This window comes from Nostoc sp. DSM 114161, assembly GCF_052692665.1.
Map to the genome: position 1 here is coordinate 8,457,759 of NZ_CP195141.1, position 16,508 is coordinate 8,474,266.

Annotated in this window: 11 protein-coding genes; 4 read left to right on the top strand and 7 right to left on the bottom strand. The window is 42.7% G+C overall.

Translation table 11 applies throughout. The annotated features are described in order from the left end of the window. Positions 1-150 precede the first annotated feature (150 nt). Positions 151-2,454 (top strand): dynamin family protein, encoded by a 2,304-nt coding sequence (locus NSTC745_RS35420; RefSeq protein ID WP_445635203.1) that lies wholly within the window; start codon positions 151-153, stop codon positions 2,452-2,454. A 259-nt stretch (positions 2,455-2,713) separates the two neighbouring features. Beyond that, entirely contained in the window at positions 2,714-3,388 is a 675-nt protein-coding gene (locus tag NSTC745_RS35425; protein WP_445635204.1) for a DUF305 domain-containing protein, read from the top strand. A 95-nt stretch (positions 3,389-3,483) separates the two neighbouring features. On the opposite strand, the gene NSTC745_RS35430 is transcribed toward NSTC745_RS35425, so the two are convergent. Then, complete coding sequence (locus NSTC745_RS35430; protein ID WP_445635205.1) at positions 3,484-6,483, bottom strand: UPF0182 family protein; 3,000 nt, start codon at positions 6,481-6,483, stop codon at positions 3,484-3,486. Positions 6,484-6,664: 181 nt separating this feature from the next. Here NSTC745_RS35430 and NSTC745_RS35435 point away from each other — a divergent pair, with 181 nt between their 5' ends. Then, on the top strand, positions 6,665-6,997 hold the full coding sequence (locus NSTC745_RS35435; RefSeq protein ID WP_445635206.1) for a hypothetical protein: 333 nt from the start codon (positions 6,665-6,667) through the stop codon (positions 6,995-6,997). A 157-nt stretch (positions 6,998-7,154) separates the two neighbouring features. Here the strand turns inward: NSTC745_RS35435 and NSTC745_RS35440 are convergent, their stop codons facing one another. Continuing rightward, on the bottom strand, positions 7,155-7,787 hold the full coding sequence (locus NSTC745_RS35440; protein WP_445635207.1) for a pentapeptide repeat-containing protein: 633 nt from the start codon (positions 7,785-7,787) through the stop codon (positions 7,155-7,157). A 274-nt stretch (positions 7,788-8,061) separates the two neighbouring features. Beyond that, entirely contained in the window at positions 8,062-8,736 is a 675-nt protein-coding gene (locus NSTC745_RS35445; protein ID WP_445635208.1) for a cadmium resistance transporter, read from the bottom strand. A gap of 726 nt (positions 8,737-9,462) precedes the next feature. On the opposite strand from NSTC745_RS35445, the gene NSTC745_RS35450 reads away from it, so the two are divergent. Then, a complete protein-coding gene (locus NSTC745_RS35450; protein WP_096537316.1) occupies positions 9,463-9,903 on the top strand; it encodes a Crp/Fnr family transcriptional regulator in 441 nt (146 codons plus the stop codon). A gap of 636 nt (positions 9,904-10,539) precedes the next feature. Here NSTC745_RS35450 and NSTC745_RS35455 read toward each other — a convergent pair. The 4 genes from NSTC745_RS35455 to tal all read right to left on the bottom strand — a co-directional run bounded on the left by NSTC745_RS35455 (position 10,540) and on the right by tal (position 16,430). Beyond that, positions 10,540-12,015 (bottom strand): cobyrinate a,c-diamide synthase, encoded by a 1,476-nt coding sequence (locus NSTC745_RS35455; RefSeq protein ID WP_445635209.1) that lies wholly within the window; start codon positions 12,013-12,015, stop codon positions 10,540-10,542. Positions 12,016-12,098: 83 nt separating this feature from the next. After that, entirely contained in the window at positions 12,099-13,463 is a 1,365-nt protein-coding gene (gene opcA / locus NSTC745_RS35460) for a glucose-6-phosphate dehydrogenase assembly protein OpcA (RefSeq protein ID WP_445635210.1), read from the bottom strand. A 166-nt stretch (positions 13,464-13,629) separates the two neighbouring features. Further along, the gene (gene zwf, locus NSTC745_RS35465; protein WP_445635211.1) at positions 13,630-15,159 is read right to left on the bottom strand and encodes a glucose-6-phosphate dehydrogenase; all 1,530 of its coding nucleotides are present in this window, start codon (positions 15,157-15,159) and stop codon (positions 13,630-13,632) included. A 125-nt stretch (positions 15,160-15,284) separates the two neighbouring features. Beyond that, complete coding sequence (gene tal, locus NSTC745_RS35470; RefSeq protein ID WP_445635212.1) at positions 15,285-16,430, bottom strand: transaldolase; 1,146 nt, start codon at positions 16,428-16,430, stop codon at positions 15,285-15,287. Positions 16,431-16,508 lie beyond the last annotated feature (78 nt).

Genomic DNA, 16,508 nt, shown 5'->3' on the forward strand with positions numbered 1-16,508 from the left:
ATAGAACCACAGATAAACCCGATTAGTTTATCTGTGGTTACTAATATGCTAAATTCACGCAGAGACGCGGAGGCGCAGAGAGGAAGAGAGGAGTTTTTGTAATAGAGTATTTAATTTAAAATATATTTTGAAATCTGGAATGAAGTAGCTATGCAACAACAGTATGGAAAATTAGTAGATTCTCTCAAATCTGCATCTGCATTATTAAATTTAGAACGGAAATCGCAATTCAATCAAGATGTAACTTCTATTTGTAATTATTTAATTAATCCTAGTTTTCGGATTGCGGTATTTGGCCCTTTTAATCATGGTAAATCTACTCTTTTAAATGCCATGTTGGGGAATCGCACGTTACCAATTGATTTAATTCCGACTACAGGTGCAGCAATTACTGTTAAGTATGGTTCTGATGTGCGGACTCGCATTATGTTGGTAGATGGTACAGAAATCTACCGCAGTGGAACGGAAATTTTACAACAATTTGCTATTCTTGATGGTAATAGGCAGATGCGAAAAGATGTAGCATCTGTAGAAGTTTTTTGTCCGCATCCCTTTTTAGAAACGGGTGTAGAATTTCTCGATTTACCGGGAACTAACGATCGCGAAGAACAAGATAGTTTAGTACGAGAACAACTTTTAAGTGCAGATTTGGTTGTTCAATTATTAGATGCACGCAAGTTAATGACTTTGGGCGAACGAGAGAATTTGCGAGATTGGCTATTAGATCGTGGGATTAAGACAGTTATTTTTGTTGCCAATTTTATTAATTTACTCGAACCTGAAGAACAAAAACAAGTCCAAAATCGCTTGGTATTCGTTGCGGAAAGTTTTCGAGCTGACTTACCTCCAGGTTTTAGTAATTTATATCGTGTTGATGCTTTACCCGCCTTACGAGCTAGATTAAAAGGCGATGTCGCAGAAGCTAATAGTAGCGGTTTGGTGGCTTTTGAAACAGCTTTACAGAATATTGTGGGCATTTTACAACAAAATCGTGGTAGTGTACGTTTGCCAAGAGTAGAAGCGATCGCTACTCAAATTCAACAATCATTAAAAGCCAAAATTGACCCCATTTATAATGAAGTAAAATCAATTGTTGACAAACACAATGCCAAAATCGAAATCAAAGACAAAGCTGCTAACTTAATTAAACAAGGCTTCGCTACTAGTATTTCTGAATTAGGCGATTGGTTAAGTTTGCCAAAACTACTGGCAAAATATCAAGCTGACGCCGCAGTTGCACTGGCAGAAAATAACTTTAAATCTTGGCAAACAAATACTCTGAAAAAAGACCTAAATCAATTGCAACTAGCGACGGTGAAATGGCTTTACCAAGCTTACGAATTTTTCCAAGCACAAAGACCAGAAGATTTATTAATTCCCTTTCCTAGCGAACCCCAAATCGTATTACCTCCCAAGCCGAATAATCACAGTGATTTGAGTGAAACTGGTTCCATCGCAGTTGGCGGTGGTATTGGTTGGTTGTTAGGCGGGCCTGTCGGTGCTGCTGTGGTTGGGAGTATTTCTTATTTATTAAATAAGAATATTCAAGAACAAGAAGGAAAATCAGCCAATGAATCTTATCATCAGGAAGTTGCCAAAGTTTGTATATCTGCAACAGAAGATTATTTGTCTAGTTTTAGTAGTCAAGGATTATCAATTTTGGCTGCATACGACCGGAAAGCCGAAAAAGTAATTTACTTGGAAGTCAGTCAAGAGCCGTTAGAAATTGCGAATAAGCGCCAAGATTTACAGCGGTTCCAAAATATTTTTAATGAACTACTGCAAGAGTTAGAAAAAGCAAAAATTACTGTCAATTATCAACCTTATCAAGAAATACCGAAATCCAAAACTATAAATACTCGATATTTGCCACAGCCAGAAAAATTTAAAATTTATCCCGAAGCACAGAAAAATACTGCTAAAAATACCCAGAAAAAAGTAGAATCTCCTCGTCAGCAAGTTTCTACAGCACCGAAGACTTCTGCTTCTCCACGTTCGGAAGAAGTAGCACAGGAAAAGACTGCTAAAAATACCCAGAAAAAAGTAGAATCTCCTCGTCAGCAAGTTTCTCCACCACTGGAAAATTCTACTTCTCCACGTCCAGAAGAAATAGACGCGAAATTCCATAATTGGGAACTCGATCAGGAAATAGCACGCATGAAAGCAGAAATGCGATCGCCTGGTTCTCAAACTAACAAACAGCAAAATACAACTCAAAATAATAAAGCACCAAATTCCCCCAAAACTCAGATGCAAAAAGATAAAATTAATCGTGCCTACAGCATTTTAGGATTACAACCCAATGCTCCTTTAAGTGAGATTAAGCAAGCTTATCGAACTTTAGTAAAAAAATGGCATCCAGATTTATTTGTGGGGAAACCGCAACAACAAAAACAAGCCGAAGAAAAAATGCATTTAGTGAATGAAGCTTATACAGTTTTGACTGAGAGTTAAAAATAAGAATTCAGAATTCAGAATTCAGGAGTCAGGAGTCAGAATTTAGAATTTAGAATGCAATCAGCAACACATTGTTGGGTTAAGACGCGATTCATCGCGTCTCTACAAATGGTCTATTTGTCGGATTATATTGGTATTAGATAAAATTTATTCTGATTACAGAATTCTTTCTTATCAAGAGATTTCATCCTAATTTCATTTCTGGTTGCGAAATTAGGAAGTAAATATAGAATTAGGAAACTGTTAGATAAAACTTATGCAACTGCTATCTTTGAGGAAGGGTTTTTTAGCGTTAAGCTTTGTGGCGATCGCTTCAGCGAGTGGATTACTCACAGCCTGTTCCAATGCTGCTTCCCAGAACTCAACGCAAACCCCAAACCCAACTCCTACCAATGCTAGCGACAATCACATGAATCACAGCATGGGAATGGATTTAGGCCCAGCCGATGCTGACTTTGATTTACGGTTTATTGATGCGATGATACCGCACCATCAAGGGGCTTTGGAAATGGCCAAAGAAGCACAGCAAAAATCCAAACGCCCTGAAATCAAAAAACTAGCTGACAATATTATCAAATCGCAAAATCAAGAAATTACCCAGATGAAGCAGTGGCGAAAAGCTTGGTATCCCAGCGCGGGAAATAAACCAATGGCTTATCACAGTCAAATGGGCCACATGATGGAGATGTCACCTGAGCAAATGGAAGCGATGATGATGAGTCAGGACTTAGGTGCGGCTGATGCTAAATTCGATCTGCGCTTTATTAATGCGATGATTCCTCACCATGAAGGGGCTGTAAAAATGGCACAAGACGCTTTAACAAAGTCTAAACGCCCCGAAATCAAGCAATTAGCTCAAGAAATTATCAAAGCACAAGATACTGAAATTAAACAAATGCAGCAATGGCGGAAAAGTTGGTACAAGCAGTAACCTCGTGAGGGAGATGGGGAGATGGGGAGATGGGGAGATGGGGAGATGGGGAGACAAGGGGAATTACTTGTCAGTCCCCATTCCCCAGTTCCTCTTCACTGGGGGCTTCCTTCTTCCACTGGACGGATAATAGGAGCAGCCGGCGTGACTTCTGGTTGAAAGATTCCTTGTAATGCTTGTTCTAATGTTTGTGCCATGACAATTCGGTTTTCGTAAGCTACAACTACTCGTACCAAAGTTGGCAAGCTATTTTGTGTGGCTTCTAGATAAATTGGCTCGACGTACAACAGCGATTGCTCAATGGGAATTACTAATAAATTTCCTTGAATGGCTCTCGAACCTTGGCGATTCCACAGGGAAATTTGCTGCGAAATTACTGGGTCTTGGTTAATTCGCGCCTCAATTTGCTCTGGGCCGTAGATTAGTCTTTCTTTAGGAAAGATATACAACAATAACTTACCGTAATTCACGCTATCCGATCGCGCTGCCAACCAAGCAATTAAATTAGTCCGCTGTTTGGGAGTGTAGGGCACAAACAAAATAAATTCTTCAAAAGTTACATTAGGTAGACCAGTAATCAAATAGTACGGTTCTACCGGACGGGGTTCGCTACCATAAATTTCGTTAGGAATCTGCCACTGGTCTTCGCGGTTGTAAAATACCTGGGGATCGGTCATGTGGTAGGCCATCAACCGCTCAGATTGAATTTTGAACAAGTCCTCAGGATAGCGGATATGATTGCGGAGAGTAATGGGCATGGCGCTGAGCGGTTTGAAGGTGTTGGGAAATATCCTCGACCAACTGGCCACAATCGGATCGCTTCCATCGGCAATATAAAAGTTAACGATGCCGTGGTAGGCATCAACTACTACCTTTACAGAGTTACGGATATAATTAATACCCTCATTCGCCGTGTCTGAGTAAGGATAGCGATCGCTTGTTGTATAGGCATCCACAATCCAGTAAAGGTAACTTTTACCATTTGGGTAGTCTGGATTGGTATTGTTACGATTTGCATCAGCACTGACTAAATAAGGGTCGCTGTCAAATTGCAAAAAAGGTGCGATCGCCTGAATTCTTTGCCTGATATTCCGCCGCAATAACACTTTGGTATCTGGCAAAAAGTCCCGTGTCAAGACCATCTGCCAATCTTTCAAATACATGGCAAATAGCCAGCGACGCCATACCGAACCAATTTTAACGCCACCCTGTCCATCGTAGGAGGTATAAACATTGTCGCTACCACTGGGATAGTCTAATTCTCTAACTCTTGTGCCAGTCATTACATAGTTATTAGTAATTTCCCCATAATAAATTCGGGGTTCTCCAATAGGAATACTTTCACGAATGCCTTGACTGGAAGTTGTCAGGGCGCTACTATCGCCACTAATATCTTTGACAAAATATTCTGGTAGTCCACCCGCTCCCACTGTATTCACTGGGCTAACAGTAAACCCAAAACCGTGGGTATAAATTAGATGGCGGTTAACCCAGGTTTGAGCCTGCTGTGGTACGGCTGTGTAGTCTAATTCTCGTGCAGCAATTAATACCTGACGGCGTTCTGCCGCTTTAATTACTTGCTGTTTTGGAGTTGGTTCGGGGGCAGATGGTCGGTCTGAATTTACCTCTGTTTTCAAAGTATAGCGATCGATATCTGCGTCGGGGAACCGATAGTATGGGCGAATTTGTTGTAGCTGACGGTTGGTTTCTAACAATGGTCGCTCATCCCAAAGGCGGATATTGCGAATTGTCAGTTTATTTTTTTGAATATCAGCTTCAGTTAATGTTCCTTGGGGGTTGAAAGTTTTAGCATCGATCGCCTCTAAATCAAATGCTTGGCGAGTTAAGGCAATGGTACGCTGAATGTAGGGTTGCTCTCTTTGCAATTCATTAGGTTCTACGATTAAATATTGCACTACATTAGGCAGAACAACGTCAGCTGTTGGAACTAGTACCAAATAAATGCCCAATCCGTAAAGCACCAAGCGGCGATACTGAGATTTCGGTTTCCAGAACAAAGTTCGCCAAAGTAAGTAAAAGGCGATGCCAACAGCCACGACACATAAAACCGTGTAAGCTGGCAACTGGGTTGTAACATCGGTGTAGCTGGCACCATAACTGACTCCACGGCTCGAATACACCAGTTCATAGCGGCTCAACCAGTAACTCAAAGCTACCAAGAGCATCAACAAGCCACCCATACCGGATAAATGACGCTGCTGCTGTTGGGTAAAACCAGGGAAAATTCCCTGACTTAAACTGTCAGCCGACAGAAGATAAGTCAAGGCGACGGCGACAAAGCCATACAAAAATAATCCCATCAGCCAGAGTTCCAACAGTTGCCAAAACGGTAAGGAAAATATGTAGAAGCTGATATCGCGACCAAATAAAGGCTCAGTGCTGTTGAAAGGAGTAGGATGGAAATATAGCAGTACTTTTGCCCAGTTTTGGAATAGTATTAAGCCAAAAATTGCACTAAAGACAATTGCGATCGCTGTGAGTAAAAAACCAGGAAAAATTAAAATAGCGATCGCTCCCCCCACAATTAAGCCAAGATGCCAAATTTGAGAAACAATCTGGTTTGAGAGTTGCCAGATTTTCTCCGGCCGAAATGAGGCGGGAATCGGTAAACTAGCGTTATCCACTGGAGAATGCCAGTAATAAATAGCAATTTGACCGTAGTGAGCTACCATTAACCCTGTCAACAAGCTCAGTATTAAAACTAACGGTAGCAGCCAGCGTAATTTTAATGGTTTTAAGCCTTGGGTTTGGGGTGTCGAAATGCGATCGCGTCTTGCATAATCAACACTGAGAAAGTTTTGGAATTCCCTTTCTACTTCAACTTCCTGAATCTTCAAAGACCGGGGATACTTCAACCGTTGTGCGAAAGCAAGGTTTACCAGCAGATAGGCTGCACTGGCACTAGCTACCACTACCCACAAAATACCACGAGTCAATAACCTGACTAGAAATGCTTGCAGGTAGCCGACTTCTTGAAACCAAAAAATTTCTGCTCCCACGCGGGAGGCTAAATCCAGGAGTAGCCATAACCCCAGGAATATGATAAATACTCTAAAGCTCCATTTCCAGAACATTTTATATTGGGAATTGGGATTTCAGGATTGGGCATAGGGCATTGGTGATGATATCACGTGCGGCAAATTACTTGTTATCGAAGCGTAATCTCTTCCCCAGCCCCTCCCTTAATAAGATGTTCTTTTATTATGAGCAATTCAGCAGATATGATATGAGTCTTTAATACTCGTCCACGAGTCTTTGATACTCGCTCACGAGTCTTTGATACTCGTGAATGAGTCTTTGATACTCGCTCACGAGTCTTTGATACTCGCCCACGAGTCTTTGATACTCGTCCACGAGTCTTTGATACTCGTGAATGAGTCTTTGATACTCGCCCACGAGTCTTTGATACTCGTCCACGAGTCTTTGATACTCGCTCACGAGTCTTTGATACTCGTCCACGAGTCTTTGATACTCGCCCACGAGTCTTTGATACTCGTCCAGGAGTCTTTGATACTCATTCACGAGTCTTTGATAGAGCCTTTAATATTCGTGAATGAGCCTTTGATACTCGCCAATGGCTATTTATAACAATTTTCTATAATCTCACAACAGATCGATGTCCGCGGTCGAATTCACATAGTATTACGTGGATGAGCCAAAGCAATAATCCCCTCAGTTTTTACTGAGGGGATTTGCGATTATTTAGACTTGTTTAATGGTAGTGGCAGCTAGAATTTATTTTGCACTACTGAGCAATAAATCCTTCGGGTCTGATGGCGTCTTCTAAATCAACTCCCATCAGATTTGCTCCTTGGATGTTTGCATTTGTGAGGTTTGTCTTTTCCAAGTCTGCGCCTTGCAAGTTTGCCGCTTGTAAATTCGCTCCCAAGAAGCTAGCCTTTTCTAAGTCTGCATCAAATAGGTTGGCTCCTGCTAAGTTTGCTCCTGCAATGTTCGCCTTGCCTAAATCTGCTCCTTGCAAGTTGGCTCCTTGTAAGTTTGTTTGCTGTAAGTTGGCTCTTTCAAAATCTGCTTTTTGTAAGTTCGCACCTTGCAAATTTGCTGCTTGCAGGTTTGCATCTTTGAGAACTGCACCAGCCAAATTACATGCTACACATTCTTTGGTTGCTAGTAAACGTTGAACGTTGGCTGCTACAGATTCTACTGGTACTGCAACTGGGGGTATTACTGGAGTTGGTTCCAATACTGGTGATGCAGCTGGAGATATTACTGGAGTTGATTCTAAAGCTGGTTCTGATGGTGCTGTTGTTTGGGCTTTAGCACTGGGTTGATCGAGTAGTGAAAATGTTGCTACAACTACTACAAATAGGGCAGTTACGAGCCACTGAGTTAATTTTTTAGAATTTGGTTTATTCATCGTTTGCTTCCTGGATAATTTGCGGTGTCAGATTTGCTTTTGTAAGAGCCATCAATAATGTGCTTTAGTTTCACTTTAGATAAGTTGATTGATAAGAGCAAATATTTTTTTGATTCAAAAAGATAAATTCAAGTGATTAAAAAACGTTTGGTTTGGGAAGCGTGGATGGGGGGACGCGGAGAATTTTTAATGCAAAGTTGATTTGACAGACTACTAGATTTAGAAACCGATCCCAACCCAAAATGCTATGACTAATGTGGCGATCGCTTCATAACTAACTGCCAAGCATTGCCAAACTAGGTAAGAGTCGATAGCTTTCGCTTTTAATCAAAATAGACAATCCCAGCCAAATTAAGACAAACGGACAGATTTTTCGACCATACCGAGCTAAAACAGGCGTCATGAGAGGATTACGGGTCAGCTTGTAAGACAACAAGCACCACGCGCCAACAGTCAAATAACAAACACACAAAATTACGCTCAAACTTGGAAGATTGCTACTAGCGAACAACGGTACATATATCCCAATGTTGTTTCCACCATTGGCAATGGTAACTGCTGAAACACGGTAGGTTTGCGGATCGCGGATAATTGCCAATAATGATTTTTTCTGGCGTCCAGATTTGCTAGGAGAGGGCAAGTTTATTGACACATCTTGCACTGTCTCTCCGTCGTCTTCTCGACTCATGAAATTACTGATACCAATAGCGATGGGAAGGAAACCTAGTAAACCAATCCAGGAACTAGGAATAATCAAACCACCGAAGAAACCAGGGAGGCTAGCAAGCACTAATACAGTGAATCCCACAAATTCGCCGATAACAATATGCTTGGGACGAAAAGTGCGATTGACTTTTCCAAAGAAAGCCGTCAAATATAAATTGTCGTCAAAGGTAGTTGCAAAAGCTACAGATATCCCAATAAGTACCGTACTGATTAGCCAACTCATCGTCATCACTCACAATAATTCAATGCTGTTTGTCCTAAAATCCTGACTCTGCTTTTCGGTGTGATGGCAGCGTAGGATATTTTTTGGCTGTCCTTCCTAGCGACAACTAATAGAAGTTCGCCAGTCAGCAGCCAATTGCCCAATTTTTAGAAGCGATGCCTACAGTGGTAAACTACGCCTCCAATCAAATTGGTGATTTTTTTCTCAGCAAGGTACCTTGGGAGTTCATGCAGTCAATATTATGACCTTTGACCGGATAAGAGCAAATACTCTTGTTTTTTAAAATGATAAATTAAAGTGATTAAAAGAGAATTCAGGAGTCAGAAGTCAGAAGTCAGAATTCAGAATTCAGAATCAGAAGAAGCTTTGCAACTTTAGTCGTGGAAGTCTCAAAGGAAATTCTGCTTGCAAATGCGTTGATAGGGGAATACAGCTGTACGCCCTTATGTCAATTATTGGATTGCAAAGATTTTTGTCAATGGTATTAGTAATGTTTAATTTTTTTTAACAATAAATAATTCAAGAGTCAGAAGTCACAAATAAAAAACTCCAACCACTTGCTTTGTGGAGTCTCCCGTAGCTTTCAATGAATAACTGCTCAAGCACCACACCAAATTTTCAATTTGGTGGACTACAATTAGTGGCGGGTCTAAATCTCCCGTTTCCTTGCTCTAATTCCTGAATTCTGAATTCTGAATTCTGAATTCTTATTTTCAACTTGTAATTATGCTAACTAGTGTTGACCGTCTATTATTTGTCCGGCGAGTCCCAATTTTTAAGGAATTGCGGGACGATTTTATTGTGCGGCTGACTTCAGTGATGAATGAACTATCATTTCCAGCTAATTACACGATTTTTAGGCAAGGAGAAGAAGGGCGATCGCTCTACATTGTTGTGTCAGGCCGTGTTAGAGTCCATATTGGCAACAAACAGCTGGCAGAGGTAGAACAGGGAAAATACTTCGGTGAGATGGCAGTATTTGATACTCAACCCCGTTCCGCCAGCGCCACGACTCTAGAACCTTGCGAATTTCTAGAGCTGACGCAAGAGCAATTATATGATGCCATTGAAGAAACTCCAGATATTGCGGTGAATATTATTCGTGAGTTATCGCGGCTGATTCGCAGATTAAATGACGATATGAATGTGACTTCTTTACCAAGTTAATCGTTTATTCAAGTTTATCAACGAAATTCCTTGCTCATCACTAAATCAGTATAGATTAGTAGAAATTGCAATGCAGTTTGATGCAAAAGCAGGTAGTAGAGTTAATGGAAATGTAATACTAATTTGGAAAAAGAATGTGACACTTGAGTAGGGGCACAACAATGTTGTGCCCTTACGAATATAGCCGTTCCTAACCAAATGAGGTACAGAAATTTGTAAGGACGCAAAGCTTTGCGCCCCTACCTTGTACTTCACTATAGCAATCCTAAATGAGTCGTGAAAAATATGGATCGGGAAACGAACCGCCAAGAACGCCAAGGACGCAAAGGTAAGAAAAAAGAAAGAGATATATAATTTTCACAAATGATTTAGGACTGCTATAGAACCACAAATGCTATAACTTATTTCAATTAATATAACCTGAGTTCGATAAATCTCTCCCCAACCCCTCTCCGAGGCGGAGAGGCGCAGAAATATTTTTAGTTTCCAACGAAAAAATTAGGGTTTTAAAGCCTCTCTCTCTCTGGGGGAGAGGTTTGGAGAGGGGTTTTTAGAGCCGTCGAACTCACGTTAATATAATTTAAATAATTGAATATTTCTGATTTATTTAAACTTGATTTTTTATTTTTAAATGTGTTAATCCTGCACTTTTGGAAATGTAAATTTAAGACATTCTTTAAGAAACTGCTGCGGAATTTCTACACTTTCTCCCCAATGCAAATGAATATAAGAAGCATGAACATTTGGCAAACTCCATCCTTCATATCCCATATTTTCATCACAATCATAACGATAAGTTTCAAACAGGGGCTGACTGGGAGTTGAGCTTAAGCGGGAACGATGAAACTCATGTCCGTAAACAGTTTGGCCTGCCTTCACTAACAGATTATCTTGCAAAGCTACAGCACGACGATATCCTAAAGTTAAACGTCCACCCATCATGGCAGATGTTGGTAAAACTCCCGCCATCGACCAAGATTTACCTTCAAAATCGATAATTTGCTCGCACAAATACATCAATCCCCCACACTCAGCAATCGTCGGCATTCCTTGAAAAATTGCTGTTTTCACCGCATCACGGGCGCTGATATTTTCTGCTAGTTGCTGGGCAAAAACTTCTGGAAAACCACCGCCAAAATACATTCCGTGGATATCTTTTGGTAGTTCAGTATCTACTAGAGGACTCCAGTAAACTATTTCTGCACCCAGTTGTTGCAGCAAATCGAGGTTGTCTTGGTAATAGAAATTAAAAGCCCGATCGCGGGCAATGGCAATCCGGACTGGGGAGTAGGGAGTAGGGACTGGGGGAGACGTAGGAAGAGGTTTTGATTTTAACAACGGTAACAAACGTTGCCAATCGAAGCAGGTATCTCCTAAATCGGCGAGGCGATTGATGACAGCATCGAGTTCGGGAAGTTCGGCTGTGGGTACTAAACCCAAATGGCGATCGGGAATTGTGATATTATCTTGACGCCGCAGCACGCCGAGAATCGGTAGTTGTAGGGATTCTAGGGAGTTTTTGAGGAGAGACAAATGGCGATCGCTACCCACTCGATTAAGCACCACACCAGCCATTTTAATCCGGGGATCGAAAGATTGGTAGCCGTGGGCGATCGCTGCTACAGAACCAGACAAACGGCTACAATCGATCGCCAATACCACAGGTAAATCTAACAGCTGGGCGATGTGTGCCGTACTAGCAAAGTCAGTAATTTGTCCTTTGTCATTTGTCCTTTGTCCTGTCTTACAAAGTTCCGATGGCTGAAAGTCGGCGCTCAGACTTTGCGCTTTGTTTTTTACAGATGACAAATGACTAATGACCAATGACGAAATACCATCAAATAAACCCATCACCCCTTCCACTAGGGCATATTCGCTGAGTTGGCTATGACGGGCAAAACATTGCTGGACGTAGGCTTCAGAAGTTAGTACTGGGTCTAGATTTCGACAAGGACGATTAGTTACATGTTGGTGAAACATGGGATCGATGTAATCCGGGCCCACCTTGAAAGATTGTACAGAGCGATCGCGACGACATAAAGATGCTAAAAGGGTGAGCGTGACTGTTGTCTTGCCCACCCCACTACGTTCTCCAGCAATGATTAGAGACATGAAAAAGTTAGGAGTTAAGAGTGAGAAGTTATGAATTATAACTCCTAACTGTTGTACAGACGCGATTAATCGCGTCTGTACTTTTAACTCCCCGTCTTAAAAGTTTTCGCTATCACTCCTAGACTTTCTTCAAAAAGTGACTCGCGACCCCAGCGTTGTACCTGCTGACTCAGCAATGCTTCCGCTTTTTGTTCTGAGAGCGAACTCACTTGTTGAAACAGACCTGCGGCTTGGGCACCGCCGTGTGTTTCCATCCGCATACAACCACCAGTTTCTGAGCAAATTACTGTACCGCAGTCTGCCTGGAGATTTGTGGAACTCAAGCGGATAGCAGTCAAGTCACCAATAATTTCACCCACATCAGCAACTGGAACTCCAGCTAACTCGGCTTCTACTTGTCGCTGGTCTTTGGCAAGGAAACCAATACGAGTGATGTCGTAATCTCCGCTTTCCTTTTGATAGGAAACTGGCAGCCATTCTAGGCGACTTGCCAGCCAACCCAAAAACAGCAATGCTTGTGCTGGGTTGCCTTTTTCGTAATCAATTGTGACTCTATCGATTTCTTTGAGAGCAGCACGACGGTGGGGTGCGTCGTAGGCTTCAGCTGTCAATTCCTGCCATGCTGAAAGGCGACGCCAGTTCAAGTCAGCTAGAGGAACGCCAGTTTCCACCAATTCTTCGAGGTGGAGTAAGTCGCTTTCTGGCTCGTTAAAGCGGCAAGAATCCACAATCACGTTATTGCAAACTGCTGCCAGCCGCTTGAATAAAGTGTTGTTCGGGTCTGGTGTTGCCTTCCACCAAAGAAATTTAGGCAAGCCACCAATTAACAATGCTGGAATCATCCCGCCTACACGTTCCAAGGCAGCAGCGGTGCCACTAAGGGTGATGTATTCGCAGCAAATCAGCGTACTTGAAGATTGCTTTTGAATGGGACAATAAGCAGAAACTTGAGCCTTAACGCCTTCATCCTCTCCAGTAATGGGGAACAGGGCAATAATCCGGCAGGGGTTACGGAGAGCGATTTCATCGGCTATCCTGGGGCTTGGCGCATTTAAGTTATAGGAAGAACCATTATCCCCGTTAGCCCCATTTCCCTGACGTTTGGTGAATTCTTCTCTCAAGAGAGCCAAGGTTTCAGGTGTTGCAGTGCCGGTTTCTGGCAGTGAATATTTTATCTGTACTTGTCGCAGGGCGGCTTCCATTTGAGGCCCTAAAATTCCATCAAGCGGGCCGTTATAAAAACCTAAAGTAGCTAAAAGATACTGGGTTTCTTCTGGTTCGTAAACCACTAAAGTAAATGTCGTGGCGCGAGTAGCAGCAGGAAGCCCACCATCTTCGCCGGTGATGCCGTAACTTTGCCAGATTTGATTAAGTTCCGCTTCTATTTCTGTGAGTGAAATATCCTTCGGAGCTTGGAGTGAAAAAATAGTAGAAGCTTGGGGAGCCATAGGAAATTTTGGATGAAAGGATTTTGGATTCTGGATTTGTCATTAGTCATTTGTTATTTGTCCTTTGTCCTTTGTCATTTGTTATTTGTCCTTTATTTTTTGACCAATGACCAATGACCAATGACTAATGACTAATGACCAATGACCAATGACTAGTGACTAATATTTACAGTCTGCGCCAGCGGCGGCCATCCTGGTTAATTAATAATTCTGCTTCTGTTGGTTCCCAAGTACCGGCTTCGTACTGGGGAATGGAGGTTGGGTCTGTGGGTGCATCCCAAACTGAAAGGGCTGGAGTTACTACTTGCCAAGCTGCTTCTACTTCGTCAGCGCGGGTGAATAATGTTTGATCGCCCATCATACAATCAAGGAAAAGGCGATCGTAGGCATCGGAAGTTGCTTGGATGCCAAAGGAGCCATAACTAAAGTCCATGTCCACCGAGCGGGTGCGGAATTCTGCCCCAGGCATTTTCACATCAAAGCGCAGGGAAATTCCTTCGTTCGGCTGAATCCGCATTGCCAAAATATTGGCGTTTCTTTGTTGCGCGGCGGATTGAAACATCCGAGAAGGAACGTCGCGGAAGTGGATGGAAATCTCACTGACTTTTTTCGGCATCCGCTTACCAGTCCGCAGGTAGAAGGGTACACCCTGCCAGCGCCAGTTATCAACTAAAAACTTCATGGCGACATAGGTGGGTGTTGTGGATTGGGTATTCACACCTGGTTCTTCACGATACCCTGGTACTGGTTGACCTTTCATCCAACCAGCGCTATATTGCCCGCGCACTGCGGAACGCGAGAGATTGTGCACATCAGCTAAACGGGTAGCTTGGAGTGCCTTGACTTTTTCGGTACGGATACTGTCGGCATCCATTGAGTTGGGTGCTTCCATTGCTGTCAGGCAATAAAGTTGCATTAAATGGTTTTGCAACATATCCCGGAGTGCGCCAGCGCTTTCATAATAACCAGCGCGGTCTTCCACGCCCACGGTTTCTGCCACGGTAATTTGCACGTGGTCAACAAATTGCCGATTCCACAAGGGTTCAAAAATCGCATTGGCAAAGCGAAATACCAGCAAATTCTGGACTGTTTCTTTACCCAAGTAGTGGTCGATACGATAGACTTGGTTTTCTTTACAAAATTTTTGTACTACTTGGTTGAGACTTTGGGCGGAAGCCAAGTCACGACCAAAGGGTTTTTCAATTACCAAACGATGTTTGTAGGGATCTTCTAGCATCCCGGCAGTTCCTAGCTGCCTAATTGCTTCGGGGAAGAATGCCGGGGCTACGGAGAGGTAAAACATCCGATTGCCTCGCGTGCCCCGCTTTTCGTCTAGTTCGGTTAATAAAGTTTTCAGTTTTTGATAACTTTCGGGCTTGTCGATATCGCCAGGACAGTAGAACAGACCTTGAGAGAAGTCTTGCCAGAGTTCCCCCAAATCGACATCGGCATGTGCCTCTTCCATCCCTTTTTGCATCTGTTCGCGGAAGTATTCGTGGCTCCACTCTCGACGTGCCACGCCGACGATGGTAGTTTCAGGTGGAATGCGCCGTTCTCGCCGCAATTTGAAAAGTGCTGGTACTAGTTTGCGCCAGGTGAGGTCACCGGAAGCGCCAAAGATAACTATAATTTGGGGTTCGGGCATCCCTTGTTGTTGCAAGCCAACGCGCAAGGGATTTTCTAGCAGACTGACCATAGGAATTCGGGATTTTAGATTAGGTACTAGGATTGGGGAAAGGGAAAGGGGGAAAGGGGAAGGGGGAAAGGGGAAGAACTATACCTTTACCCTTTACCCTTTAACCTTTTCCCCTCTTCTGTTCCCTACACTGGCGACAATACCTTGATTTTTTCTTCTAAAGAGTTCATCAAGGACTGGAAGGGTTGGATGAACTTGTCAATACCTTCAGCTAGGAGTTCATCCATTACGGTATCGAGATCGATGTTGATGTCGGGGTCTTTGAGGTTTTCGATCAGGTTGTAAGCTTCTTGTATTCCTGTTTCTATGCGATCGCCTACGTTACAATGATCGGCACAAGCTTTGATAGTGGCTGGCGGTAGGGTGTTCACGGTATCTTTGCCAATCAACTCATCGACATACATCACGTCGCTGTAGCTGGGGTTTTTGGTGCTGGTACTAGCCCACAGTAACCGCTGTACTTTGGCTCCTTTTGCTGCTAAGGCTTGCCAACGATCGCTTTCGATGATTTTCTTGTATTCTTGGTAGGCAATCTTAGCGTTGGCGATCGCTACTTTTCCTTTCACTGCTCTCAGCTTGGCTTCCACGGCAATATCATCAACACCTTTTTTCAACTTAGCATCTATTTTGGCGTCGATGTTGTTATCGATCCGACTGAGGAAGAAGCTGGCAACTGAAGCTATTTTGCTGATGTCTTTACCTTCATTTGCCCGTTTTTCTAAACCGCGAATATACGCCCAAGCTGTATTGACGTAGTTTTCTACAGAAAACAGCAATGTGATGTTAACATTAATGCCTTCGGCGATCGCCTGTTCTACTGCTGGCAAACCAGCTTCGGTACCGGGAATTTTAACCATCAAATTTTCCCGGCCAATTTCTTGGAAATAGCGTCTAGCTTCGGCTATTGTTGCTTGGGTATCGTGGGCAATGGTGGGCGGTACTTCGATACTCACATAACCATCGAGTTTATTCGAGGCTTCATAAACAGGGCGTAAAATATCACACGCACTACGAATATCTGCAAAAATCAGCGATTCGTAAATTTTGTCTATGGGTAAGCCAGCGCGGACTCCGGCTTCTATATCAGCATCATAAATGACATTACCAGCGATCGCTTTTTCAAAAATCGCTGGGTTAGAAGTTATTCCAGCAATTCCTTGATTTTCAACTAAGTCTCGGAGTTCGCCTGATTGAATAATGTCACGGGTCAAATTATCCATCCAGATACTTTGACCGTATTGCTTAATTTCTAGTAGATGATTGGTTGCCATAACCTAGTTTATTTCACTCCTGTATGATGTTTCCTAGTGAAGTTGGCATCCATCAATTTCTCAAACAGCTATCAGTTA